This window comes from Gluconobacter japonicus (assembly GCF_002723975.1).
Taxonomy (GTDB): domain Bacteria; phylum Pseudomonadota; class Alphaproteobacteria; order Acetobacterales; family Acetobacteraceae; genus Gluconobacter; species Gluconobacter japonicus.
In genome coordinates this window covers 138,632-163,728 of sequence record NZ_BEWO01000004.1, presented here as the reverse complement: position 1 = coordinate 163,728, position 25,097 = coordinate 138,632, and the positions used below count along the sequence as shown (strand labels likewise).

General features: G+C 55.5%; 31 protein-coding genes. All 31 read left to right on the top strand.

The features are described 5' to 3' along the window. Positions 1 to 3 precede the first annotated feature (3 nt). The 31 genes from rplA (at position 4) to GJA01_RS04155 (ending at position 24,976) form a co-directional block, all read left to right on the top strand. Positions 4 to 696 carry a 50S ribosomal protein L1 gene (gene rplA / locus GJA01_RS04305; RefSeq protein WP_010502167.1) on the top strand — a complete coding sequence of 231 codons (693 nt, stop codon included), beginning with the start codon at positions 4 to 6 and terminating at the stop codon, positions 694 to 696. A gap of 308 nt (positions 697 to 1,004) precedes the next feature. Next, positions 1,005 to 1,523, top strand: a complete 519-nt coding sequence (gene rplJ, locus GJA01_RS04300; RefSeq protein WP_010502165.1) for a 50S ribosomal protein L10 — start codon at positions 1,005 to 1,007, stop codon at positions 1,521 to 1,523. 66 nt (positions 1,524 to 1,589) lie between these two features. Then, on the top strand, positions 1,590 to 1,964 hold the full coding sequence (gene rplL, locus GJA01_RS04295) for a 50S ribosomal protein L7/L12 (RefSeq protein ID WP_062503716.1): 375 nt from the start codon (positions 1,590 to 1,592) through the stop codon (positions 1,962 to 1,964). A 241-nt stretch (positions 1,965 to 2,205) separates the two neighbouring features. After that, positions 2,206 to 6,378, top strand: coding sequence for a DNA-directed RNA polymerase subunit beta (rpoB, locus tag GJA01_RS04290; protein ID WP_062503715.1), 4,173 nt, complete (start codon positions 2,206 to 2,208; stop codon positions 6,376 to 6,378). Positions 6,379 to 6,458: 80 nt separating this feature from the next. Further along, entirely contained in the window at positions 6,459 to 10,775 is a 4,317-nt protein-coding gene (gene rpoC, locus GJA01_RS04285; protein WP_062503714.1) for a DNA-directed RNA polymerase subunit beta', read from the top strand. A 387-nt stretch (positions 10,776 to 11,162) separates the two neighbouring features. Then, the gene (gene rpsL / locus GJA01_RS04280; protein ID WP_010502158.1) at positions 11,163 to 11,534 is read left to right on the top strand and encodes a 30S ribosomal protein S12; all 372 of its coding nucleotides are present in this window, start codon (positions 11,163 to 11,165) and stop codon (positions 11,532 to 11,534) included. Between the two features lie 12 nt (positions 11,535 to 11,546). Further along, entirely contained in the window at positions 11,547 to 12,023 is a 477-nt protein-coding gene (gene rpsG / locus GJA01_RS04275; RefSeq protein ID WP_010502156.1) for a 30S ribosomal protein S7, read from the top strand. A gap of 113 nt (positions 12,024 to 12,136) precedes the next feature. Continuing rightward, complete coding sequence (gene tuf / locus GJA01_RS04270; protein ID WP_010502155.1) at positions 12,137 to 13,327, top strand: elongation factor Tu; 1,191 nt, start codon at positions 12,137 to 12,139, stop codon at positions 13,325 to 13,327. Between the two features lie 120 nt (positions 13,328 to 13,447). Further along, positions 13,448 to 13,756: a 30S ribosomal protein S10 gene (gene rpsJ / locus GJA01_RS04265; protein WP_007282720.1), complete on the top strand. Its 309-nt coding sequence runs from the start codon at positions 13,448 to 13,450 to the stop codon at positions 13,754 to 13,756. A 10-nt stretch (positions 13,757 to 13,766) separates the two neighbouring features. After that, positions 13,767 to 14,450 (top strand): 50S ribosomal protein L3, encoded by a 684-nt coding sequence (gene rplC, locus GJA01_RS04260; protein ID WP_062503713.1) that lies wholly within the window; start codon positions 13,767 to 13,769, stop codon positions 14,448 to 14,450. Positions 14,451 to 14,461: 11 nt separating this feature from the next. Continuing rightward, positions 14,462 to 15,076 carry a 50S ribosomal protein L4 gene (gene rplD / locus GJA01_RS04255; RefSeq protein ID WP_023943129.1) on the top strand — a complete coding sequence of 205 codons (615 nt, stop codon included), beginning with the start codon at positions 14,462 to 14,464 and terminating at the stop codon, positions 15,074 to 15,076. 41 nt (positions 15,077 to 15,117) lie between these two features. Then, complete coding sequence (locus tag GJA01_RS04250) at positions 15,118 to 15,414, top strand: 50S ribosomal protein L23 (protein ID WP_010502122.1); 297 nt, start codon at positions 15,118 to 15,120, stop codon at positions 15,412 to 15,414. Positions 15,415 to 15,430: 16 nt separating this feature from the next. Further along, on the top strand, positions 15,431 to 16,261 hold the full coding sequence (rplB, locus tag GJA01_RS04245; RefSeq protein WP_023943125.1) for a 50S ribosomal protein L2: 831 nt from the start codon (positions 15,431 to 15,433) through the stop codon (positions 16,259 to 16,261). A gap of 16 nt (positions 16,262 to 16,277) precedes the next feature. Next, a complete protein-coding gene (gene rpsS, locus GJA01_RS04240; RefSeq protein WP_007282725.1) occupies positions 16,278 to 16,556 on the top strand; it encodes a 30S ribosomal protein S19 in 279 nt (92 codons plus the stop codon). A gap of 2 nt (positions 16,557 to 16,558) precedes the next feature. Next, a complete protein-coding gene (rplV, locus tag GJA01_RS04235; protein ID WP_010502117.1) occupies positions 16,559 to 16,966 on the top strand; it encodes a 50S ribosomal protein L22 in 408 nt (135 codons plus the stop codon). A gap of 3 nt (positions 16,967 to 16,969) precedes the next feature. After that, entirely contained in the window at positions 16,970 to 17,647 is a 678-nt protein-coding gene (gene rpsC, locus GJA01_RS04230; RefSeq protein ID WP_007282727.1) for a 30S ribosomal protein S3, read from the top strand. 55 nt (positions 17,648 to 17,702) lie between these two features. Next, positions 17,703 to 18,119, top strand: a complete 417-nt coding sequence (gene rplP / locus GJA01_RS04225; RefSeq protein ID WP_007282728.1) for a 50S ribosomal protein L16 — start codon at positions 17,703 to 17,705, stop codon at positions 18,117 to 18,119. A gap of 1 nt (position 18,120) precedes the next feature. Continuing rightward, positions 18,121 to 18,354 carry a 50S ribosomal protein L29 gene (rpmC, locus tag GJA01_RS04220; protein WP_010502114.1) on the top strand — a complete coding sequence of 78 codons (234 nt, stop codon included), beginning with the start codon at positions 18,121 to 18,123 and terminating at the stop codon, positions 18,352 to 18,354. 13 nt (positions 18,355 to 18,367) lie between these two features. Continuing rightward, positions 18,368 to 18,640 (top strand): 30S ribosomal protein S17, encoded by a 273-nt coding sequence (gene rpsQ, locus GJA01_RS04215; RefSeq protein WP_010502113.1) that lies wholly within the window; start codon positions 18,368 to 18,370, stop codon positions 18,638 to 18,640. 12 nt (positions 18,641 to 18,652) lie between these two features. Continuing rightward, positions 18,653 to 19,021 (top strand): 50S ribosomal protein L14, encoded by a 369-nt coding sequence (gene rplN / locus GJA01_RS04210; RefSeq protein ID WP_007282731.1) that lies wholly within the window; start codon positions 18,653 to 18,655, stop codon positions 19,019 to 19,021. Then, on the top strand, positions 19,021 to 19,341 hold the full coding sequence (gene rplX / locus GJA01_RS04205) for a 50S ribosomal protein L24 (protein ID WP_007282732.1): 321 nt from the start codon (positions 19,021 to 19,023) through the stop codon (positions 19,339 to 19,341). The genes rplN and rplX overlap by 1 nt, the downstream gene beginning before the upstream one ends. Positions 19,342 to 19,352: 11 nt before the next feature. Beyond that, positions 19,353 to 19,916, top strand: a complete 564-nt coding sequence (gene rplE / locus GJA01_RS04200) for a 50S ribosomal protein L5 (protein WP_023943122.1) — start codon at positions 19,353 to 19,355, stop codon at positions 19,914 to 19,916. A gap of 133 nt (positions 19,917 to 20,049) precedes the next feature. After that, positions 20,050 to 20,355, top strand: coding sequence for a 30S ribosomal protein S14 (gene rpsN / locus GJA01_RS04195; protein ID WP_007282734.1), 306 nt, complete (start codon positions 20,050 to 20,052; stop codon positions 20,353 to 20,355). A 12-nt stretch (positions 20,356 to 20,367) separates the two neighbouring features. Next, on the top strand, positions 20,368 to 20,766 hold the full coding sequence (rpsH, locus tag GJA01_RS04190) for a 30S ribosomal protein S8 (protein ID WP_010502111.1): 399 nt from the start codon (positions 20,368 to 20,370) through the stop codon (positions 20,764 to 20,766). 10 nt (positions 20,767 to 20,776) lie between these two features. Continuing rightward, positions 20,777 to 21,313 carry a 50S ribosomal protein L6 gene (rplF, locus tag GJA01_RS04185; protein ID WP_010502110.1) on the top strand — a complete coding sequence of 179 codons (537 nt, stop codon included), beginning with the start codon at positions 20,777 to 20,779 and terminating at the stop codon, positions 21,311 to 21,313. After that, the gene (gene rplR, locus GJA01_RS04180) at positions 21,313 to 21,675 is read left to right on the top strand and encodes a 50S ribosomal protein L18 (protein WP_010502109.1); all 363 of its coding nucleotides are present in this window, start codon (positions 21,313 to 21,315) and stop codon (positions 21,673 to 21,675) included. The genes rplF and rplR overlap by 1 nt, the downstream gene beginning before the upstream one ends. Positions 21,676 to 21,687: 12 nt before the next feature. Continuing rightward, a complete protein-coding gene (gene rpsE / locus GJA01_RS04175; protein ID WP_007282738.1) occupies positions 21,688 to 22,260 on the top strand; it encodes a 30S ribosomal protein S5 in 573 nt (190 codons plus the stop codon). Next, positions 22,253 to 22,441 carry a 50S ribosomal protein L30 gene (rpmD, locus tag GJA01_RS04170; RefSeq protein ID WP_007282739.1) on the top strand — a complete coding sequence of 63 codons (189 nt, stop codon included), beginning with the start codon at positions 22,253 to 22,255 and terminating at the stop codon, positions 22,439 to 22,441. Before rpsE ends, rpmD begins: the two co-directional genes overlap by 8 nt. Position 22,442: 1 nt before the next feature. Then, entirely contained in the window at positions 22,443 to 22,928 is a 486-nt protein-coding gene (rplO, locus tag GJA01_RS04165; RefSeq protein WP_010502108.1) for a 50S ribosomal protein L15, read from the top strand. 96 nt (positions 22,929 to 23,024) lie between these two features. Further along, the gene (gene secY / locus GJA01_RS04160) at positions 23,025 to 24,398 is read left to right on the top strand and encodes a preprotein translocase subunit SecY (protein ID WP_007282741.1); all 1,374 of its coding nucleotides are present in this window, start codon (positions 23,025 to 23,027) and stop codon (positions 24,396 to 24,398) included. Next, entirely contained in the window at positions 24,395 to 24,976 is a 582-nt protein-coding gene (locus GJA01_RS04155; protein ID WP_010502106.1) for an adenylate kinase, read from the top strand. The genes secY and GJA01_RS04155 overlap by 4 nt, the downstream gene beginning before the upstream one ends. The last annotated feature ends 121 nt before the right edge of the window (positions 24,977 to 25,097 follow it).

Here is a 25,097-nt window from a genome sequence, read left to right as displayed (position 1 = left end):
ACCATGGCAAAGAACAAGCGTCTGAACGCCGCACAGGCAACTGTCGAGCGTAACAAGCCGTACACTCTTGCTGAAGCTGTGGCTCTGGTGAAGAGCAATGCCAAGGCAAAGTTCGACGAGACGATCGAAATCTCTCTGAACCTCGGCATCGACCCGCGGCATGCTGACCAGATGGTCCGTGGTCTGATCTCCCTGCCGAACGGCACGGGCAAGACTCTGCGCGTTGGCGTGTTTGCACGTGGCGCCAAGGCTGAAGAAGCTCTGGCTGCTGGTGCAGAAGTTGTCGGTGCAGAAGATCTGGCTGAGAAGATCCAGGCTGGCGAAATCAACTTCGACCGCTGCATTGCAACGCCTGACATGATGGCTCTGGTTGGTCGTCTTGGTAAGATCCTTGGTCCGCGTGGTCTGATGCCGAACCCGCGTCTCGGCACGGTGACCATGGACGTCAAGGGTGCCATCACGGCTGCCAAGTCCGGTCAGGTTGAATACCGTGCCGAAAAGGCTGGTATTGTTCATGCTGGCGTTGGCAAGGCATCTTTCGATGAGGCCAAGCTGATCGAGAACATCAATGCTCTCGTTGACGCTGTGCAGAAGGCGCGTCCATCTGGCGCCAAGGGCACCTACATGAAGAAGGCGGCACTGTCTTCCACGATGGGTCCGGGCGTTCGCGTTGACGTTTCCAGCTTCGAGGCTTGATCGAAGTGGGGGCTTTCTATAGAAAGCCCCCAACAAGGAATGACACCATGCTTTGGTATGGTGGCGTAGGGGCGGCGCGCTAGCGGGTCGCTTCCAAACCTGTCCAAGACCGCGCGTAACATTTCGATGTTTTAAATGCTTCTCATGAGGCAGCGAGCGTCAGGCGGGGCGCCAGTGTTTTGGTGGTTTTACCACGATGCGCTGGGTTCGCTCACTTCTGTGGACAGGCGAGCGGAGGATCTTCAGCAATGAAGGTGCTCCATGGGTAACCTGGTCTGGAGTATTCCAGACTGACGAGGAGACAGGTTATGGACCGTACGGAAAAGCGGGCCTTTGTCGAGTTCCTCGCCGATGTGTTTGGCAGCACGTCCATGGTCATCGTCACCCAGAACAAGGGTCTGACGGTTGCTGATGTGACCGAGCTGCGTCGACGCATTCGTGCGGCAGGTGCGACATACAAGGTTGCGAAGAACCGGCTGGCCAGCCGTGCTCTGGATGGGACCCAATTCGACGGCATCGCGCCGCTGCTCAAGGGGCCGACGGCTCTTGCCTGGTCTGAAGACCCGGTTGCAGTTGCAAAGGTGATTGTCGAGTTCGCCAAGACGAATGACAAGCTTGTAGTTCTCGGTGGATCTCTTGGTTCGCAGACGCTTGGCGTCGACGGAATCAAGACTCTGGCCGAACTGCCGTCTCTGGACGAGCTGCGTGCAAAGCTGGTGGGTATGATTCAGACCCCCGCTACGCGTATCGCAGGCGTTGTTCAGGCTCCGGCAGGCCAGCTTGCTCGCGTCTTTGGCGCCTATGCCAAGACCGGCGAAGCCGCTTAAGAGTAAAATCAACGCTGCGGCGTAGATTTGAACCCATTCAAACAGTGCATCACTTAGGATAAGACCATGGCCGATCTGGCAAAGATTGTTGAAGAGCTGTCCGCTCTGACCGTTCTCGAAGCTGCTGAACTTTCCAAGCTTCTCGAAGAGAAGTGGGGCGTTTCTGCTGCTGCTCCTGTTGCAGTTGCTGCTGCTGGTCCGGCTGCTGGTGGAGCTCCGGCTGAAGAGCAGACCGAATTCACCGTTGTTCTGGCCGCTGCTGGCGACAAGAAGATCAACGTGATTAAGGAAATCCGTGGCATCACGGGTCTGGGTCTGAAGGAAGCCAAGGACCTGGTCGAAGGCGCACCGAAGACCGTCAAGGAAGGCGTGTCCAAGGACGAAGCCGAGAAGATCAAGAAGACCCTGGAAGACAACGGCGCCAAGGTCGAAATCAAGTAATCAACTTGATCGGGCCGCTTTCTCTCTGAGGGGCGGTCTCTGCGAAAGCAGACGGATAGGGCGGGGATCGCATGCGGTTCCCGCCCGATTTGCCGTTGGTGGAAATAAGAGTATAATACGCGGCTCGCCACGTATTGAAATTACTGAAAGCCGGTCGTTCCGGTCGTCCGTGTCGTGTCAGGCGGTTGTCTGTCAGCGAAGTCCCGGGCGACTCGAAGGTCTGGTGCAGAGGGCAAGATAGATGAACGCGATCACCAAATCGTTCACGGGACGCAAGAGGATCCGCAAAAGCTTCGGGCGCATTCCCGAAATTGCGCCGATGCCCAATCTGATCGATGTGCAGCGCGCCTCCTATGAGGCATTCCTGCAGATGAATGTGAGTCCTGACGCACGTCAGAACTCCGGTCTGCAGGAAGTTTTCCGCTCGGTTTTCCCAATTAATGACTTTGCTGGTCGCGGTCGTCTGGACTTCGTATCTTACGAGTTCGAAGAGCCGAAGTACGACGTTGAGGAATGCATTCAGCGTGGTCTGACATACGCAGCGCCGCTGAAGGTCATTCTGCGTCTTACGACGTGGGACATTGATGAAGATACGGGTTCGCGCTCCATTCATGATCTGAAGGAACAGCCGGTTTACATGGGCGATATGCCGCTCATGACAGACAACGGTACCTTCATTATCAACGGTACCGAGCGCGTCATCGTATCTCAGATGCATCGTAGCCCAGGTGTCTTCTTCGATCACGATAAGGGCAAGACGCATTCTTCGGGTAAGTATCTCTTTGCTGCCCGTGTGATTCCATATCGTGGTTCATGGCTCGATTTCGAATTCGATGCCAAGGACCTGATCTACGTTCGTATCGATCGCAAGCGTAAGCTTCCTGTCACGACGCTTCTGTACGCACTTGAAGGTGCGAACTACATCGCGCAGCGTGACCAGAAGATTGCAGAAGGCGGAGATGTCGAAGGTCTCGACATTCGCGGTATGGATCAGGATGAAATCCTGTCCTACTTCTATGACATGGTTCCGTTCACCCGGATGGGGGATGGCTGGGCCCGTCCTTTCGAGCCAGAAGCATTCCGTGGCCAGAAGCTGCTCAGCCCGCTGGTTGATGCTGACACAGGTGAAGTGGTCGCTGAGGCAGACGCCAAGCTGACTGCTCGTATGGTCCGCAAGATTGCGGAAAAGACCCGTGTGGTTCAGGTTGGCCGTCTGGATGTTCTCGGTCGCTACCTTGCTTATGATCTTGTCAATGAGCACACAGGTGAGATCTACGGTGAAGCTGGTGAGGAGCTGACGGAAGATCGTCTTGTCGCTCTTGAAGAGCTTGGCATCACGGAACTTCCTACGCTTTCGGTCGACGGTTCGCATGGTCCGTGGATCCGCAACACGCTTTCCGTTGACAAAAATACCAGCCGCGATGAAGCGCTGATCGATATTTATCGCATCATGCGTCCAGGTGAGCCGCCGACCAAGGAAACCGCTGAAGCGATGTTCCGTGGTCTCTTCTTTGATCAGGACCGCTACGACCTGTCGTCTGTTGGTCGTGTCAAGATGAACATGCGTCTCGATGTCGATGCGCCGGATACCCTCCGTGTGCTGCGCAAGGAAGATATCCTGCGTACGATCAAGATCATGTGCGACCTGAAGGATGGTCGCGGTCAGATCGACGATATTGATAACCTTGGTAACCGTCGCGTTCGTTCTGTGGGCGAACTGATGGAGAATCAGTATCGCGTCGGCCTGCTCCGTATGGAGCGTGCCATTCGTGAGCGTATGGGTTCGGTCGATATTGATACGGTCATGCCGCATGACCTGATCAATGCAAAGCCGGCTGCGGCTGCGGTTCGTGAGTTCTTCGGTTCTTCACAGCTCAGCCAGTTCATGGACCAGACCAACCCACTCTCCGAAGTGACGCATAAGCGTCGTCTTTCGGCGCTTGGCCCGGGTGGTCTGACCCGTGAGCGCGCAGGCTTCGAAGTCCGTGACGTTCATCCGACGCATTACGGTCGTATCTGCCCGATCGAGACGCCTGAAGGTCCGAACATCGGTCTGATCAACTCGCTCTCGACGTATGCCAAGGTCAATAAGTACGGCTTCATTGAAACGCCGTATCGTCTGGTTAAGGATGGCGTTCTTCAGGATGGCTGGAAATATCTTTCTGCCATGGAGGAAGAGAAGCTTGTTGTTGCACAGGCTGATGCCAAGCAGAGCGCCGATGGCCACCTGACGGACGAACTGGTTTCCGTTCGTAAGTCTGGTGACTTCCGTGTTGTTCCGCCTGAGCAGGTTACGGCTTGCGACGTCTCCCCGAAGCAGCTTGTGTCTGTCGCGGCGGCTCTCATTCCGTTCCTCGAGAACGATGACGCGAACCGTGCACTCATGGGTGCAAACATGCAGCGTCAGGCTGTTCCGCTGGTGAAGGCCGATGCCCCGCTGGTTGGTACGGGCATGGAAGCGGCTGTTGCGCGTGACTCCGGTGCGACGATCGTCGCTAAGCGTCGTGGCATTATCGATCAGATCGATGGTGCACGTATCGTTGTCCGTGCGACTGACGATGCGGGTTCGACGCAGGGTGTCGATATCTATCGTCTGCGCAAGTACATGCGTTCGAACCAGTCTACCTGCATTAATCAGCGTCCGCTGGTGAAGGTTGGCGACACAGTTCACGTTGGTGACATTATTGCTGACGGTCCGTCCACCGAGCTTGGCGAACTGGCTCTGGGTCGTAACGTGCTTGTCGCGTTCATGCCTTGGAACGGTTACAACTTTGAGGATTCAATCCTCATTTCCGAGCGTATTGCACGCGATGACGTCTTCACTTCGATCCATATCGAAGAATTTGAAGTCATGGCTCGTGATACGAAGCTGGGTCAGGAAGAAATCACACGCGACATTCCAAATGTCGGTGAGGAAGCTCTTCGTAACCTTGACGAGGCAGGCATTGTCTATGTCGGCGCCGAGGTGAATCCGGGTGATATTCTTGTCGGCAAGGTGACGCCAAAGGGTGAAAGCCCGATGACGCCGGAAGAGAAGCTTCTTCGCGCCATTTTCGGTGAGAAGGCTTCTGACGTTCGTGATACGTCCCTGAAGCTCCCGCCTGGCACGACCGGTACAATTGTTGATGTTCGCGTCTTCTCACGTCGCGGCGTCGATAAAGACGAGCGTGCGATGGCAATCGAGCGCTCCGAAATTGAACGCCTGACCAAGGACCGGGATGACGAGCGTTCAATTCAGGAGCGTAGTTTCCACAATCGTCTGCGTGAGCGTCTGGTTGGCCAGGTTGCTGGTGCTGGCTTCAAGGGAATTCGTTCCGGTACGCCGATCACGGTTGAAGTTCTGGATGAGCATCCTCGTGCGGCATGGCGCAACATCTCGGTCTCTTCTGATGAGGTGACTGCTGAACTCGAAACACTGCGTTCCGAGTTTGATGAAGCTGTCCGTCGCATCACTGCGCGTTTTGACAACAAGGTTGAAAAGCTGCAGCGCGGTGATGAACTGCCGCCTGGTGTGATGAAGATGGTTAAAGTCTTCGTTGCTGTGAAGCGTAAGCTTCAGCCGGGTGACAAGATGGCCGGTCGTCACGGTAACAAGGGTGTCGTTTCCCGCGTCGTTCCTGTCGAAGACATGCCGTTCCTTGAGAATGGTCAGGCGGTTGACATCGTTCTGAACCCGCTGGGTGTGCCGTCGCGCATGAACATCGGTCAGATCCTTGAAACCCATCTGGGTTGGGCTTGTGCCAATATCGGTGCAAGCATCGGTGAGATGGTTGACGAGTATCAGCGGACTGGTGAGCGCAAGCAGGAACTGCTTGATCGTCTGCGGGACGTGTACGGAGACGAAATCTTCGAAACCGACGTTGCTACTCTGCCGAACGAGCAGCTTATCGAGCTGGCCAACAACCTTCGCAAGGGTCTTCCGATTGCTACCCCGGTGTTCGATGGTGCTTCCATCCCGGACATCGAAGGCATGCTGGAAAAGGCCGGTGTGAACAAGTCGGGTCAGTCTCAGCTGATCGATGGTCGTACGGGCGAGACATTTGAACGCCAGACTACCGTTGGTTACATCTACATGCTGAAGCTGCATCACCTTGTCGATGACAAGATCCATGCACGTTCCATCGGTCCGTACTCTCTGGTCACACAGCAGCCGCTGGGTGGTAAGGCGCAGTTCGGTGGTCAGCGCTTTGGTGAAATGGAAGTCTGGGCGCTCGAAGCATATGGTGCGGCTTATACGCTGCAGGAAATGCTGACGGTGAAGTCGGATGACGTTTCCGGCCGTACCAAGGTCTACGAGGCTATCGTGCGCGAGCAGGACGACTTCGAAGCTGGCATTCCGGAGAGCTTCAACGTTCTGATCAAGGAACTGAAGTCTCTCGGCCTGAATGTCGAACTCGAGCAGGGCGAGATTTAATTGTCTCGCTCCCCTCTCGCTTCACGGTTCAATTTTGAAGTGCCCGCGGGACGCCGCGGTGCACATTGGGGTTTCGGCGCATGAACGAACTCATGAAAATCCTGGGTCAGGCTGGTCAATCAGTCAGCTTTGATCAGATCAAGATCCAGCTTGCTTCCAGTGAGCAGATCCGCTCCTGGTCCTACGGCGAAATCAAGAAGCCGGAGACCATCAACTACCGTACGTTCAAGCCAGAGCGTGACGGGCTTTTCTGTGCACGCATTTTTGGTCCTATCAAGGACTATGAATGCCTGTGCGGTAAGTACAAGCGCATGAAATTTCGTGGCATTGTCTGCGAAAAATGTGGCGTTGAGGTTACGCTTGCCAAGGTGCGCCGTGAGCGCATGGGGCATATCGAACTTGCTTCCCCTGTTGCGCATATCTGGTTCCTGAAGTCGCTGCCGAGCCGTATCGCCACGATGCTGGATCTGCCGCTCAAGGACGTTGAGCCGGTTCTCTATTTCGAGAAGTTCCTCATTCTCGATAAGGGTGTCTGTGATTCCGATCAGATCGACTCTTACAAGAATGGCAAGAAGCGCGATCAGTATCTTCTGGATGAAATCCGCTGCGAAGATCTGCTCGACGAATATCCGGATGCGGGCATTGACGTTGGGATTGGTGCCGAGGCGATCAAGCGTGCGCTGTCTAGCTACGACTGGGGCATTCCGAATGCGCAGGAACGCGAGCTGAGCCTTGCGGCCAAGGCAAAGGGGCTGCCGGATCCGTTTGACTATGACGCTGAAGTCATGGAAGGCGATTCCGAGAAGACGATGATGCGCAAGAAGCTGCGCAAGGCCACGTCTGAAGCTGCTCGCAAGAAACTGGTCAAGCGTCTGAAGCTTGTTGAGGCATTCGTTGAGAGTGGCTCGCGTCCGGACTGGATGATCATGGACATTATTCCGGTGATCCCGCCGGAACTGCGTCCGCTGGTGCCGCTGGATGGTGGTCGTTTCGCAACGTCCGATCTGAACGATCTTTACCGTCGCGTCATTAACCGTAACAACCGTCTGAAGCGTCTGATCGAACTTCGTGCGCCGGATATCATTGTCCGCAACGAAAAGCGTATGCTTCAGGAAGCTGTTGATGCACTGTTTGATAACGGTCGTCGTGGGCGTGCGATTACGGGTGCCAACAAGCGTCCGCTGAAGTCCCTGTCTGACATGCTGAAGGGCAAGCAGGGTCGTTTCCGTCAGAACCTTCTCGGTAAGCGCGTCGACTACTCTGGTCGTTCGGTTATCGTGGTCGGTCCGGAGCTGAAGCTGCACCAGTGCGGCCTTCCGAAGAAGATGGCGCTCGAGCTCTTCAAGCCGTTCATCTACTCCAAGTTGGAGAAGTACGGTCACGCTACCACCATCAAAGCTGCAAAGCGCATGGTGGAGAAAGAGCGTCCGGAAGTCTGGGATATCCTTGAAGAGGTTATCCGCGAGCATCCCGTGATGCTGAACCGCGCCCCGACGCTTCACCGTCTTGGCATTCAGGCGTTCGAGCCGACCCTGATCGAAGGTAAGGCGATTCAGCTTCACCCGCTGGTCTGCACCGCGTTCAATGCCGACTTTGACGGCGATCAGATGGCCGTGCACGTTCCGCTGTCGCTCGAAGCACAGCTCGAAGCGCGCGTGCTGATGATGTCCACGAACAACATCCTCAGCCCTGCAAACGGCAAGCCGATTATCGTGCCGTCTCAGGATATCGTTCTGGGGCTGTACTATCTGAGCCTTGAAGTTCCCGAGTATCGTGAGACACCGGATGAGGCCGTCATTGAAGACGGTAAGGTCGTCAAGGCTGCTCCACCGGCTTATTCTGATGTGGCAGAAATCGAGAGCGCCATGCTCGCCGGTTCTCTGCAGCTTCATGACAACATCCGTCTGCGTCTTCCGACGGTTGATGAAAACGGTAACCCGATCCGCCAGACGATTCTGACGACGCCGGGACGTGCGCTTATTGCGCAGATCCTGCCGAAGCATCCCGCGATTCCGTTCAGCCTGATCAATAAGCAGCTGACGAAGAAGAACGTGTCTGATGTCATCGATACGGTCTATCGTCACTGTGGTCAGAAGGAAGCTGTGATCTTCTGTGACCGTCTCATGGGCCTTGGTTTCAAGCATGCTGCGCGTGCTGGTATTTCCTTCGGTAAGGATGACATGATCATTCCGGCCGAGAAGGCAACGCTGGTTGGCAAGACATCGGAAGAGGTCAAGGAGTTTGAGCAGCAGTATCAGGATGGTCTGATCACGGCTGGCGAACGCTACAACAAGGTGGTTGATGCCTGGTCGCGTTGCACGGACGAAGTGCAGGCAGCCATGCTGAAGGAAATCTCCAAGCAGGTCATTGGCAAGCCGACGAACTCTGTCTGGATGATGAGCCACTCTGGTGCTCGTGGGTCGCCGGCTCAGATGAAGCAGCTTGCGGGTATGCGCGGTCTGATGGTGAAGCCTTCGGGCGAGATCATCGAGCAGCCGATTATCGCAAACTTCAAAGAAGGTCTGTCGGTTCTTGATTACTTCACGTCAAGTCACGGTGCCCGTAAGGGTCTTGCTGATACGGCTCTGAAGACCGCGAACTCTGGATACCTGACACGTCGTCTTGTTGACGTTGCGCAGGATTGCATCATCGTTGAGCCTGATTGCGGTACAGAGCGCGGTCTGACGGTTCGTGCGGTGATGGACAGCGGTGAAGTCGTTGCATCTCTTTCCGAGCGTATCCTGGGTCGTACGACGTCCAAGGATGTGCTGCACCCTGTGACGCATGAAGTTCTTTTGCCTCGCAACACGCTAATCGAGGAGCCCGAAGCAGAGCTCATCGAAAAGGCTGGTGTCGAAAGCATGGAAATCCGTTCGGTTCTCACATGTGATAGCCGCGTCGGAATTTGTGCACATTGCTATGGTCGTGACCTTGCTCGCGGTACACCCGTAAACATTGGTGAAGCTGTTGGCGTCATCGCCGCACAGTCCATCGGTGAGCCGGGTACACAGCTGACAATGCGTACCTTCCATATTGGTGGCGCGGCTACGCGTGGTGCCGAGCAGTCAATGGTTGAGGCATCTCGCGACGGTGTTGTGACGATTAAGAATCGCAACGTGGTCGAAAACTCTCAGAAGGTTCTGGTTGTGATGTCGCGTAACTGCGAAATCCTCCTGACCGACGAGAATGGCGTTGAGCGCGCGCGCTATCGTGTGCCTTATGGCGCCCGACTAATGGTGGGTGAGGGCGAAGCAGTTGCACGTGGCCAGAAAATGGCTGAGTGGGATCCGTACACCTTGCCAATCATCACCGAACAGGCTGGCACAGTTGAATACCTTGACCTGATCGACAGCATCACGCTCGTCGAGCGTATGGATGAGGTCACAGGCCTCAGTTCCAAGGTTGTTGTTGACTACAAGCAGGCTTCCAAGGGTGTGGATCTTCGTCCGCGCCTGCAGCTCAAGGATGCTGCAGGGAATGTGGTCAAGCTCGCCAATGGCAACGACGCCCGCTACTTCCTCTCACCAGACAGTATTCTGTCTATTGAAAATGGTGCGGAAGTTCATGCTGGTGACGTTCTTGCCCGTATTCCGCGTGAAGGCTCCAAAACGCGTGACATTACCGGTGGTCTGCCGCGTGTTGCCGAACTCTTTGAAGCCCGTCGTCCAAAGGATCATGCAATCATTGCCGAAGGCGATGGTCGCATCGAGTTTGGCAAGGACTACAAGTCCAAGCGTTGTGTCATTGTCAAAAATGACGAAACTGGCGAAGAAACCCAGTACCTTATCCCGAAGGGCAAGCACGTTTCCGTTCAGGAAGGCGACTTTGTTCAGAAGGGTGACCCACTGGTCGATGGTCCGCGTGTGCCGCATGACATTCTGAAGGTCATGGGTGTCGAAGCGCTTTCGGATTACCTGGTCAATGAAATTCAGGATGTCTACCGACTGCAGGGCGTGAAGATCAATGACAAGCATATTGAGGTCATTGTTCGTCAGATGCTGCAGAAGGTTGAAATTCTTGAGCCAGGTGATTCGACCTATCTGATTGGCGAAACCGTTGATCGGATTGAATACGAGATTGAGAATCAGCGCCTTCAGGAAAATGGCGATACCCCGGCAGTGGCTATGCCGGTCCTTCAGGGTATCACCAAGGCTTCCCTGCAGACGCAGTCCTTTATCTCGGCAGCCTCCTTCCAGGAGACCACACGCGTGCTTACTGACGCTGCTACGTCCGGCAAGGTCGATACGCTTAATGGCCTCAAGGAAAACGTCATTGTGGGTCGTCTCATCCCGGCAGGTACGGGTAGCGTTATGAACCGTCTTCGTGGCATCGCTGCCAGTCAGGATCGCCATCGTGTCGGCCGTTCCACGGCCGAAGTGGAAGACGCAGCAGAGTGATGAAAACCTCTCTGTTCTCTTCTGAAGGGAAGGGCAGAGAGGGTAAATGTGCCGATTCCAGGAACTCTCTCCTCAGAATCGGTTCATTTCTGGCCGAAACACTTGACTCAGCGCGGAACCCTTCGTAGGTTCCGCGCCCTCGGCTACTCCCGCCTGAAGAGGCGAAATTAAAGCCGTCGAAGACAAAGAATCGCATGTGGTGCCGCTAACCTGATTTCAGGGAATGCCAAGGCCGCAGGCTACAAAAGGAGGGAAATGGCTTCAGCTGTTTCCCTTTCCAAATGTGGGATAGGCAGGCGGTTCAGCCGCATGTCGATTTGAATAAAATGTCATGGCAGAAAGTCTGGTGCTTTCTGTCCGGAATAGGACAAGGATTGGGAAGGGCGCATGCCGACCATCAACCAGTTGATCGCGAACGGCCGTGAGCCGGCCGCAAAGCGGAACAAGGTCCCTGCACTACAGGGATGCCCCCAGAAGCGTGGCGTTTGCACGCGCGTGTACACGGTAACGCCAAAGAAGCCGAACTCCGCTCTGCGTAAGGTCGCCAAGGTGCGTCTGACCAACGGGTATGAGGTCGTGAGCTACATTCCGGGTGAAGGTCATAACCTTCAGGAGCACAGCGTTGTGCTGATCCGTGGTGGCCGCGTGAAGGATCTTCCTGGTGTGCGTTATCACATCCTGCGAGGCGTGCTCGACACGCAGGGCATCGCAAAGCGTCGTCAGCGTCGTTCGCTGTATGGCGCGAAGCGTCCGAAGTAAGAGGTATTTGGAATGAGTCGCCGTCACCGCGCCGTAAAGCGCGAGATCCTTCCCGATCCGAAGTTCGGAGACATCGTCATTACGCGTTTCATGAACGCTCTGATGTACGATGGAAAGAAATCCACCGCCGAGGGCATCGTTTACGGTGCGCTTGAGGTTCTGCGTCACCGTGGTGGTGCAACCGCTGATCCAGTGGCTATGTTCCACTCGGCTCTGGACAACGTGAAGCCGGCTGTTGAAGTCCGTTCACGTCGTGTTGGTGGTGCTACCTATCAGGTGCCTGTTGAAGTGCGCGCTGAGCGCCGTCAGGCTCTGGCGATCCGGTGGCTGATCGATGCCTCCCGCAAGCGCGGTGAGAACACGATGCAGGAGCGCCTGTCCAACGAACTAATGGACGCGGTCAACAATCGTGGCGCTGCTGTAAAGAAGCGCGAAGACACCCACCGTATGGCTGAAGCCAATAAGGCATTCAGCCACTATCGCTGGTAATCAGAACCCGCTAAAGGGCTTCCGGCAGCATTCGGGAATCTACCGGATGCTCACTGGAAAGAACTTTCAGTCTTATCTCTGCCTCGTGGGAGGCAGGGTTTTGGAGATAGACGATGGCAAAGGCTAAATTCGAGCGGACGAAGCCGCACTGCAACATCGGCACCATTGGTCACGTCGACCACGGCAAGACCTCGCTGACTGCTGCAATCACCAAGACACTTGCGAAGAGCGGCGGCGCCGAATTTAAGGCGTATGACCAGATCGACGCAGCTCCTGAAGAGCGTGCACGTGGTATCACCATTTCCACGGCTCACGTTGAGTACGAGACGAAGAACCGTCACTACGCTCACGTCGACTGCCCTGGTCACGCTGACTATGTGAAGAACATGATCACGGGTGCCGCTCAGATGGACGGCGCAATTCTGGTTGTGTCCGCTGCTGACGGCCCGATGCCGCAGACACGTGAGCACATCCTGCTGGCACGTCAGGTCGGTGTTCCGGCTCTGGTTGTCTTCTTGAACAAGGTTGATCAGGTTGACGATCCGGAGCTTCTCGAGCTCGTGGAAATGGAAGTTCGCGAACTTCTGTCTTCCTACCAGTTCCCTGGCGACGATATCCCCATCATCAAGGGCTCCGCTCTTGTAACGCTTGAAGACGGTGACGCCGCTATCGGTGAAGATCGTGTTCTCGAGCTGATGGAAGCCGTTGACACGTACATCCCGCAGCCGGAGCGTCCGGTTGACCGTCCGTTCCTGATGCCAATCGAAGACGTGTTCTCGATTTCTGGTCGTGGTACGGTTGTGACGGGTCGTGTCGAGCGTGGCGTGATCAACGTTGGTGACGAAGTTGAAATCGTTGGTCTTAAGGACACGACGAAGACGACTTGCACGGGCGTCGAAATGTTCCGCAAGCTGCTTGATCGCGGTGAAGCTGGTGACAACATCGGTGCACTGGTTCGTGGCACGAAGCGTGAAGACGTTGAGCGTGGCCAGGTTCTTGCAAAGCCGGGTTCCATCACCCCGCACAAGAAGTTCAAGGCTGAGGCATACATCCTCACGAAGGAAGAGGGTGGTCGTCATACACCGTTCTTCACGAACTATCGCCCGCAGTTCTATTTCCGCACGACCGACGTCACGGGCGTCGTGACGCTGCCGGAAGGCACGGAAATGGTCATGCCGGGTGACAATATCGCTATGGATGTCGAGCTGATTGCTCCGATCGCCATGGACGAAGGTCTGCGTTTCGCAATTCGCGAAGGTGGACGCACCGTGGGTGCAGGCGTGGTTTCTTCCATCAGCGCCTAAGTCCTGCGTTTCGCCGTTGATATGGAAGCCCCGGCCAGATTTATTTCTGGCCGGGGTTCCCTTTCAGATGCAATGGCAGTAGGACGAGACCCGAATTTTTGAGTTGGACGAATTAAGACTATGGACAACCAGAACATCCGCATTCGCCTTAAGGCGTACGATCATCGCGTGCTGGACAACAGTACCAAAGAGATCGTAAACACGGCGAAGCGTACGGGTGCGCGGGTTCGGGGTCCGATCCCGCTGCCGACGCATATCGAACGGTTCACGGTGAACCGTTCGCCACACGTGGATAAGAAAAGCCGCGAACAGTTCGAAATTCGGACTCACCGCCGGCTGCTCGACATTGTCGAGCCGACCCCGCAGACCGTGGACGCCCTCATGAAGCTCGACCTCGCCGCTGGCGTTGATGTCGAGATCAAACTCTAAGGTCCAGACGATGCGTACCGGATTGATTGCAAAAAAGCTGGGGATGACCCGGCTGTTTAAGGAAGATGGCACTCATGTGCCTGTGACAGTTCTGCATCTTGACGAAGTTCAGGTTGTAGACGCTCGCACGAATGAACGAGATGGCTATACCGCCGTTCAGCTCGGTCTTGGTAATGCCAAGGTGAAAAATGTCACCAAGGCAAACCGTGGCCACTTCGCCCGTACCAAGGTTGAGCCGAAGAATACCCTCGTAGAGTTCCGCGTTGCGGAAGATGCTCTGCTTGAGGCTGGCACGAAGCTGTCTGCGAACCATTTCGTGGTTGGGCAGAAAGTTGACGTCACGGGTCAGAGTAAGGGTAAAGGCTTTGCGGGTGTTATGAAGCGTCATAACTTCGCTGGTCTTGAAGCCTCCCACGGCGTGTCCATCAGCCATCGTTCTCATGGTTCTACGGGCCAGCGCCAGGATCCTGGTAAGGTCTTCAAGGGCAAGAAGATGGCAGGTCACATGGGTGATGTGCGTGTTACCACGCTGAACCTTGAAGTGGCTGCCGTGGATGAAGAGCGTAATCTGATTATGGTCAGAGGCGCGATTCCTGGTGCGAAAAACAGCGTTGTGCTGATTCGCGATGCAATCAAGAAGGCACGCCATGCCGATGCGCCGTATCCGGCTGCAGTCGTGGCGGCCGCCGGTTGAGGGCGAGGGGCATGGAATACGATATCAAAACCCTCGATAATGGCAGCGCAGGCTCAGTCGCGCTTCCAGAAGAGATTTTCGCGGTTTCTCCGCGTGCTGACATCATGGCGCGTGTTGTTCACTGGCAGCTGGCAAAGCGCCGCGCTGGTACGCATCGCACCAAGGGCATGGGTGAGATCTCCGGTACAACCAAGAAGCCTTTCCGCCAGAAGGGTACGGGTTCTGCTCGTCAGGGTTCGCTGCGCGCTCCGCAGTTCCGTACGGGTGGCGTTGTACATGGTCCGGTTGTGCGCGATCATGGCTATGACCTTCCCAAGAAGGTCCGTCGTCTGGGTCTGATTTCTGCTCTTTCGCAGAAAGCCGCCGATGGCAAGCTGGTTGTGCTTGATACAGCAAACGGCGTCAGCAAGACGCGTGAAGCTGCTGCAAAGCTGAAGGCACTTGGCTGGTCGTCCGCTCTGATCGTCGATGGCGCAGTTGATGAGCAGTTTGCTCGTGCAGTTGCTAACCTGCCGAAGATCGACGTGCTGCCGACAATCGGTGCGAACGTCTATGACATCCTCAACCACGATGTGCTGGTTATTACCCGTGCCGGTCTTGAGGGTCTTAAGGAGCGCCTGGCATGACCCTGTCTATCGTCATGAACGCACGTAAGACTGCTGAGAACATGTCTCAGGAAGCTCTGTATGATGTAGTCCGTTCGCCGCTGATCACGGAAAAGGCTACGCTTCTTTCCGAGCGTAATCAGGTTGTTTTCAAGGTCGCCACGACTGCAACCAAGCCGCAGATCAAGGCCGCTGTCGAGAAGCTCTTCAATGTTAAGGTTACCGGTGTGAATACGCTGGTCCAGAAGGGTAAGACGAAGCGCGTCAAGGGTCGTCCTGGTCGCCGCTCTGACATCAAGAAGGCGTATGTGCAGCTTGCAGAAGGTCAGTCCATTGACCTTACAGCGAAGCTGGGCTGACGCGGGGTAATCAACCATGGCACTAAAGCACTTTAATCCCACGACGCCGAGCACACGCGGCACCGTGCTGATTGATCGTAGCGAGCTCTGGAAGGGCAAGCCGATCAAGCAGCTGACGGAAGGTAAGAACAAGTCTGGCGGCCGTAATAATCACGGTCGTACGACAGTTCGTTTCCGTGGCGGCGGGCACAAGCAGTCCTATCGTTATGTCGATTTCAAGCGTCGCAAGTTTGATGTTGGTGCAACGGTCGAGCGTCTTGAGTACGATCCGAACCGTACGGCTTTCATCGCACTGATCAAGTATGATGACGGCGAGTTGGCCTACATTCTGGCTCCGCAGCGTATCAAGGCTGGTGACCGCGTTATCTCTGGTGCGCACACTGACGTGAAGCCAGGCAATGCGATGTCCCTCGGTGCAATGCCGGTCGGTACGATCGTGCACAACATTGAACTGAAGCCTGGCGCTGGTGGCAAGCTGGCCCGTTCTGCTGGAACGTATGCACAGCTGGTCGGTAAAGATGCCGGTTACGCTCAGATCAAGCTGCAGTCCGGTGAACTGCGTCTTGTCCGTGGGGAATGCATGGCAACGGTTGGTGCTGTCTCTAATCCAGACAACATGAACCAGCATATGGGTAAGGCTGGACGTTCCCGCTGGCTCGGACGTCGTCCGCACAACCGTGGTGTTGTCATGAACCCGGTCGATCACCCGCATGGTGGTGGTGAAGGTCGTACCTCTGGTGGCCGTCATCCGGTTACGCCGTGGGGCGTTCCGACGAAGGGTTACAAGACGCGTGTTAACAAGAAGACGGATAGCCTGATCATCCGTCGCCGTAAGTCCGGCAAGTAAGAGGGGGCAAACAGAGATGGCACGTTCCGTCTGGAAGGGCCCGTTCGTTGACGGGTATCTGTTCGGCAAGGCAGAAGCAGCTCGTGCTTCTGGTCGTAATGAAGTGATCAAGATCTGGTCGCGTCGTTCCACGATCCTGCCGCAGTTCGTCGGGCTTACGTTCGGCGTTTATAATGGTCACAAGTTCCTGCCTGTGCAGGTCACGGAGAACATGGTCGGTCATAAGTTCGGTGAATTCTCACCGACACGGACCTACACCGGTCATGGCTCTGACAAGAAGTCGAAGCGGGGCTGAAAATGAGCAAGCCGAAGCACATCCGCACGCTCGCTGATACGGAAGCGCAGGCAATCACGCGCAATATCCGTGTTAGCCCGCGTAAGCTGAACCTGGTTGCGGCCATGATCCGTAACCAGCCAGCTGACAAGGCTATTGCCGCTCTGACCTTCTCGCGTCGTCGTATCGCGCAGCAGGTCAAGAAGACTCTTGAGAGCGCTGTGGCCAACGCTGAGAACAATCATCAGCTGGACGTTGACCGTTTGGTTGTGAAGACGGCCGAAGTCGGCAAGTCCATTGTCATGAAGCGTTTTCACGCCCGTGGCCGTGGTCGCTCGGCTCGCGTTGAGAAGTTCTTCAGCCACCTGAAGATTGTTGTTGCCGAAGCTGCAGAAGTCTCGGAAACGAACGAAGAGCAGAAGGCAGCTTGATCCATGGGACATAAGGTCAATCCAATCGGGCTTCGGCTCGGTGTAAACCGTACCTGGGACAGCCGCTGGTACGCAGGTGCAGATTATTCTCGTCTTCTTCATGAAGACCTGAAGCTTCGTGCATTCCTGCGTCGTAAGCTCTCGGGTGCCGGCGTTTCCCGCGTCGTTATTGAGCGTCCTGCCAAGAAGCCTCGCGTGACGATCTACGCTGCCCGTCCGGGCGTCGTGATCGGCAAAAAGGGTCAAGACATCGACGCACTGCGTAAGGAACTGAGCCGTATGGCGAAGACCGACGTAGCGCTGAACATCGTTGAGATCCGCAAGCCGGAAATTGATGCAACACTAGTGGCTGAGAACATCGCTCAGCAGCTGGAACGTCGTGTTGCTTTCCGTCGCGCCATGAAGCGCGCAATCCAGTCTGCAATGCGTCTGGGCGCCCAGGGCATCCGTATTACTTGCAGCGGACGTCTGGGTGGGGCCGAAATCGCACGTGACGAGAAGTATCGTGAGGGACGTGTGCCGCTGCATACGCTTCGCGCTGATATCGACTATGGCACGGCGACGGCCAAGACGACTTATGGAACCTGCGGCGTGAAGGTCTGGATCTTCAAGGGTGAGATCCTGGCTCATGACCCCCTGGCACAGGACCGTCGTGCCGCGGAGCAGGCTCCGCAACGTTGAACTGTAGGCGCAAGCCTACAGTTCCATTGCTGGTGCTGATTGAGGATTTAACAACATGCTTTCCCCAAAGCGGACAAAGTTTCGTAAAGCCCATAAGGGCCGTATCCACGGCCTGGCAAAGAGCGGAACGCAGCTGAACTTCGGTGCATATGGTCTGAAGGCTCTTGAGCCAGAGCGGATCACGGCCCGTCAGATCGAAGCGTCCCGTCGTGCTATTACTCGTGCGATGAAGCGTGCCGGTCGCGTGTGGATTCGTATTTTTCCGGACCTTCCGGTCTCGACAAAGCCTGCAGAAGTGCGTATGGGCTCCGGCAAGGGTTCCCCAGAGTACTGGGCAGCTCGTGTCAAGCCAGGTCGTATCCTGTTCGAGATTGAAGGCGTTCCGCCGGAAGTCGCCCGCTTGGCACTGAGCTTGGGAGCTGCAAAGCTTCCGATCAAGACCAAGTTCGTTCAGCGTATCGGAGACGCGTAAGATGGCCGACACGTACAAGCCTGCAGATCTGCGCGCGAAGAGCGAGGACGAGCTGAATGCTCTGCTCATCGACCTGAAGCGTGAACAGATCAACCACCGTTTTGCGGCTGCCACGGGGCAGTCGGAAAACACCAGCCGCGTTAAGGTCGTGCGTCGTGCCGTCGCACGCATCAAGACGCTGGCTCACCAATCGAAGAACCGTGCGGGCGCCCAAACGTCCGCCGCAAAGTCCTGAGAGGAGACGGACGATGCCAAGGCGCGTCCTGACAGGGCGGGTAACGAGCGACAAGATGGACAAGACGGTTACCGTTCTTGTCGATCGTCGTATTATGCACCCGCTCTATAAGAAGTTCATCCGCCGCTCCAAGAAGTATGCGGCCCATGATGAAGCCAACGTCTGCCAGATTGGTGACCTGGTTCGCATTGAAGAATGCGCTCCGATCTCCAAGCGCAAGACTTGGTCTGTCGTCGCACGCAACGGAGAGGACATGGCTTCGGCTTCCTCTTCCGTCAGCGCATAAGGGGGTAGGCACATGATTCATCCCGAGACCAACCTTGACGTCGCCGACAATTCCGGTGCGCGTCGGGTGCAGTGCATCAAGGTGCTGGGCGGCTCCAAGCGGAAGACTGCCTCGGTCGGCGACATCATTGTCGTATCCGTAAAAGAAGCCATTCCCCGTGGTAAGGTGAAGAAAGGTGACGTCCATCAGGCCGTTATCGTTCGTACATCCTACCCGGTGCGTCGTGCAGACGGGTCTGCGATCCGTTTCGACAAGAATGCTGCTGTGCTTATCAACAAGCAGCAGGAGCCAATTGGCACGCGTATCTTTGGCCCGGTCGTTCGTGAACTGCGTGCTCGCAAGTTCATGAAGATCATCTCCCTGGCGCCGGAGGTCCTGTAATGGCTGCACGTATTAAAAAGGGCGATCAGGTCCTCGTTCTCTCCGGGAAGTCCCGGGGCGTTCGTGGCGAAGTTCTCGCCGTTATGCCAAAAGCCGAAAAAGCTGTTGTGCGTGGTGTGGCTGTTGCCAAGCGTCATACGAAGCCCAACCGTATGGGTGGAGAAGGTGGAATCATCGAGCGCGAAATGCCGATCCATCTTTCCAACCTGAAGCTGGTTGATCCCAAGAGCGGCAAGCCGACGCGTGTTGGTTTCCGTGTTCTTGAAGACGGTCGCAAGGTTCGTGTTGCCAAGGCAACCGGCGAAGTGATCGAAGGCTGAGGAACGCAAAAATGAGCGATAATAACACCGCTTTGCCGCGTATGCAGCAGCGTTACGAAGAGCTTCTTCGTAAGCAGCTTCAGGAACAGTTTGGCTACGCAAACCCGATGCAGGTTCCCAAGCTCGAGAAGATCGTGCTGAACATGGGTGTCGGTGAAGCTGCTGGCGATCAGAAGAAGTTGGATGCAGCTGTTGCTGAAATGGCAGCTATTTCAGGTCAGAAGCCTGTAAAGACGCTTGCTCGCAAAGCTATTGCTGGCTTCAAGATCCGTGAAGGTCTTCCGATCGGTTGTAAGGTTACTCTGCGTCGTCAGCGTATGTATGAGTTCCTTGACCGTCTCGTGACGATCGCTATGCCTCGCATTCGTGACTTCCGTGGCCTTCCGGCAAACAAGGGCTTTGATGGCCGTGGCAACTTTGCCATGGGTATCAAGGAGCAGATTGTTTTCCCGGAAATCGAATATGACAAGATCGATGCTGTTCGCGGCATGGATATCATTTTCGTGACCACTGCAAAGACCGATGCCGAAGCAAAGGCTCTGCTAAAGGCCTTCGATCTGCCATTCGCAGGTTGATCAGGTAATTTTTCAGACCGATCGCGACTAAAATAAGGATTCGGCCTTCCATTGGGAGGCCGCTTTCCTTTATAGACACGCTGATTGGAAAACCGTCGGGATAGGCCTGACAGGTTCCGGGAGAAAATTCGAGATGGCGAAGATCTCAGCGGTTAACCGTAATAACCATCGCGCAGCTCTTGCGAAGCGCGACAAGGAAAAGCGGACCGCTCTTAAAAACATCATCAAGGATCGTTCCCTTTCGGTTGAAGACCGATTTGAAGCGACTCTTAAGCTGGCACAGATGCCACGTAACGGATCCGCAACGCGTGTTCGTCTTCGTTGCAAGCTGACCGGTCGTCCCCGTGCTAACTATCGTAAGTTCGAGCTGTGCCGTATCGCTCTGCGTGATCTTGCGTCTGCCGGCCAGATTCCTGGCATGGTCAAGTCGAGCTGGTAAGGGATAGATCGAATGTCGTTGTCTGATCCACTGGGTGATATGCTTACCCGGATCCGTAATGCTCAGCGTGCCCGTCATGCTGCATGCGTTGCGCCTGCTTCCAAGCTTCGCACGAACGTGCTTGAGGCTCTGAAGCGTGAAGGTTACATCCGTGGTTTCTCCACGGAAGAAGTCCGCAAGGGCGTATCCCAGCTCCGTATCGAGCTGAAGTACGTTGAAGGACAGCCGGTCATCAAGGAAATCCATAGGGTTTCCAAGCCTGGCCGTCGTGTCTATTCGAAGATCAAGGAACTTCCGCGCGTTTATGCCGGCCTTGGTGTGTCGATCCTGTCCACCCCGCGTGGCGTCCTTTCGGACGTCGAGGCCCGCGCTGCCAATGTTGGCGGCGAGGTTCTCTGCCGCGTCTTCTGAGGAGGGTCGCATGTCTCGCGTAGGTAAATATCCTGTAGAAGTTCCGGCAGGCGTTCAGGTTGCTGTTGTTGACGGTGTTTTCACCGCCAAAGGCAAGCTGGGTGAACTGAGCTTTCCGGTTTCCCGTCATGTGGACGTGACCATTGAAGCTAACTCTGTTGCAGTTGCTCCGGTTGGTCGTCGTTCCCGTGATAACTGGACGATGTGGGGAACAACCCGCGCTCTGATCGCTAACATGGTCAAGGGTGTGTCTGTTGGCTTCACCAAAGGGCTTGAAATTCAGGGTACGGGTTTCCGTGCTGCTGTTCAGGGCTCTAATCTGGTGATGAACCTCGGCTTCTCGCACGATGTCGTTTATCCCATCCCGGCCGGTATCAAGATCACAACGCCGCGCCCAACCGCTATTGTCGTTGAAGGTCACGACAAGCAGCGCGTTGGTCAGGTTGCTCTCGATATTCGCAGCTTCCGTAAGCCTGAGCCTTACAAGGGTAAGGGCGTCCGTTACGAGACGGAAGTTCTGCGTCGCAAGGAAGGTAAGAAGAAGTAATGGCATCGCAGCAAGGATTGCAGGAACGTCGCCGTCAGCGGCTGCGTTTCCAGCTTCGTCGCAAGAGCGGCGGCCGGCCGCGTTTGTCGGTCTTCCGTTCCAGCAAGCACATTCACGCCCAGATCATCGACGATGCACAGGGTCGTACGCTCGCCAGCGCTTCAACGCTGGAAAAAGAGCTTCGCGGCAGTGGCAACACCGGTGCCAACGTGGATGCAGCTTCAGTGATCGGCAAGCTGATCGCAGAACGTGGCCTGGCAGCTGGTGTAACAGCCGTCGTGTTCGATCGCGGCGCCTATGTCTATCATGGCCGGGTCAAGGCCCTGGCAGAGGCTGCCCGCGAGGGCGGGCTCTCGTTCTAAGGAGGATCACACATGGCACGTGAGCCAAGAGAAGGCGGCCGTGGTGGTCGTGAGCGCGAGCAGGGCGATGATCTGGTCGACAAGCTCGTAACTATCAACCGTGTTGCCAAGGTTGTTAAGGGTGGCCGTCGCTTTGCTTTCGCAGCGCTGGTTGTCGTTGGCGATCAGAAGGGGCGCGTTGGTTACGGTGCAGGTAAGGCCCGTGAAGTTCCGGAAGCCATCCGCAAGGCAACTGAGCGTGCAAAGCGCACAATGATCCGCGTACCAATGAAGGAAGGTCGTACCCTCCATCATGATACGTTCGGTCATTACGGCGCTGGTAAGGTTGTTGTCCGTGCGGCTGAAGCTGGTACGGGTATCATCGCTGGTGGTCCGATGCGTGCGGTTTTCGAGAGCCTGGGCGTTAACGACGTTGTCGCCAAGAGCCTCGGAACGCGTAACCCGCATAACATGATCAAGGCTACTTTCGCTGCCCTTGAAAAGGCAAGCAGCCCACGCAACGTCGCTTCGCGTCGTGGCAAGAAGGCTGCTGAGCTTTTTGGCAAGCGTGAGCAGGCCCAGACTGAGGAGGCTGCAAATGTCTGAAAACGGTAAGACCGTTCAGGTGACGCAGATCGCTTCTGTCATTGGTCGTAAACCGGGCCAGGCAGAGACCATTGTTGGTCTCGGTCTGCGCGGTATCGGTTCCACCCGTACGCTCGAAGATACTGCTGCCGTACGTGGAATGATCCGCAAGGTTGCCCACCTCATCAAGGTGGAGGGTTGAAATGAACCTTAACGAACTCCGCGATAACGAGGGTTCTCGTTATCGCAAGAAGCGTCTTGGACGTGGCATCGGTTCCGGCAAGGGTAAGACCTCCGGACGTGGTGTTAAGGGTCAGAAGGCTCGTGAGGGTGTTTCTCTCAATGGCTTCGAAGGTGGTCAGCTCCCGCTGTATCGCCGTATGCCCAAGCGTGGTTTTGTGAACATCTTCCGCAAGGAATATGCTCCGGTGAACCTTGGTGCTATTTCGAAGGCTATCGAGGCAGGTAAGCTGGATAAGGCTGCTCCTGTTACGGAATCTACTCTGCGCGCTGCAGGTCTTGTCAACGGCAAGACCCATGGTGTTCGCCTTCTTGCGAAGGGTGAACTTACGCATGGTCTGACCATTGAAGTTGACGGCGCTTCCGCAGCAGCTCTTGCTGCTGTTGAGAAGGCTGGTGGCTCCGTAAAGGTGCTTGCACCGAAGAAGGAAGTTCAGGCTGAGGCCTGAGTTCTCCTCTCCCGGATTTATCCGGGGTATGGTTAGATAGTGAACAGCGTCCCGTGCAGATGTGCGGTGGCGCTGTTTTCATGAAAGGACAGGTGGATGGCTTCCGCAGCAGAGCAGCTCGCCGCCAATCTCAATATGAGTTCCTTTGCCAAGGCGACTGAACTCAAGAAGCGTATCTGGTTTACGCTTCTGGCTCTCATCGTTTACCGACTGGGAACATACATTCCTGTTCCTGGTGTTGATGCGACGGTGATGGGTCAGCTGCTGGCACAGCATCAGGGTGGCATTCTGGGCATGTTCGACATGTTCACGGGTGGCGCTCTCGGACGCATGACTGTGTTCGCCCTGAACATCATGCCTTACATCAGTGCCTCCATCATTATTCAGCTTCTCTCTACGGCTTTACCTTCGATGGAAGCCATGAAGAAGGAAGGTGAGGCCGGTCGTAAGAAGCTTAACCAGTATACGCGGTATCTTACTGTTTTCATCGCGCTGTTCCAGGCCTATGGCATCGCCGTCGGACTGGAAAACATGACCTCTCACGGCGCCAGCGCTGTAGTTATGCCTGGAATGTTCTTTATCGCCTCCTGTGTTGTTACGCTGGTGGGTGGGACGATGTTCCTGATGTGGCTCGGTGAGCAGATCACGTCTCGTGGGGTTGGCAACGGTATCTCGTTGATCATCTTCGCAGGTATTGTCGCAAATCTGCCGCACGCTCTGGCCAGCCTTTTTGAGCTCGGTCGAACAGGCGCGCTGTCGCCGATCTTTGTTATGATTTTCCTTGTGCTCGCGATTGCGACCATAGCGTTCATCGTGTTCATGGAGCAGGCACAGCGTCGGGTTGTTATTCAGTACCCGAAGCGTCAGATCGGCAATCGCATGTTCGGTGGGGATTCCACGCATATGCCGCTGAAGGTGAATACTGCAGGCGTCATTCCGCCGATTTTTGCCTCTTCGGTACTGCTGATCCCAGTGACGATCTCAGGATTTATGAACGGCCATAATATGCCGGGCTGGCTTTCTGTTCTTGGGCAGCAGCTTGGGCAGGGACAACCGCTTTACATGCTGTTCTACGCAGCAATGATCCTGTTTTTCTCGTATTTTTATGCTGCTGTGACATTCAACCCTGAAGAAACGGCCGAGAATCTGCGCAAACAGGGTGGTTTCATTCCCGGTATCCGTCCAGGAGCAAGTACTGCATCCTATTTCGATCGTATTCTGTCCCGATTGACGACTATCGGCGCACTTTACCTCGTCGTTGTCTGCCTTTTGCCGCAGATTTTGATCAGCAAGTATAACGTGCCATTTTATTTCGGTGGGACAAGCTTGATCATTATCGTGTCGGTTACGATTGATACGGTGACACAGGTCCAGTCTCATCTGGTAGCGCATCAGTATCAGGGATTGATCCGTAAGCAGCGCAGTCGTGGATCTAGAAGTTCTGGTCCAGGAGGAAGCAAGCGTCGATGAATATCATTCTTCTAGGCCCTCCTGGTGCAGGGAAGGGAACTCAAGCGAAGCGTCTGGAGCAGCTATACGGTCTGAAGCAAATCTCTACTGGAGATATGCTTCGTGCTGAAGTTGCTGCGGGAACGCCGATTGGGCAGGAAGCAAAAGCGATCATGGCGCGGGGAGAATTTCTCCCCGATCCGATTATGGTCAAGATGATTCAAGGCCGTATTGCACAGCCGGATTGCTCGCAAGGCTTCATTCTGGATGGATTTCCACGCACTGAAAGCCAGGCAGAAGCACTTGATGCCATGCTGGGTACGGATGGGCTGAAAATTGACGCCGTCATTCTTCTGGATGTTGCTGAGGATCAGCTGGTAGAGCGGATCGCTTCCCGGACTGCTGAGGACGGTACGCGTCGCCCGGATGATAATCCGGACGTTGTTCGATCGAGGCTTGATATTTATCGTCGTCAGACTGCTCCGATCCTTCCATATTATGAGAAGGCTGGACGCTTAAAGCGTGTGGATGGGATGCTTGATGTCGATGAAGTTGGTGCTGAAATCGATGCGATCCTCGGGAAAACGATAAAAAATTGATTGAATGACCAATGATCACGCAAAAGTGATCATTGGCATTTGACTCAAGGGGGGTGCCCGGTATATTGCGCGCCCTCGACATATCTGCAGCGTGAGTGCGGCCTGGGTTCCGGAATCGGAC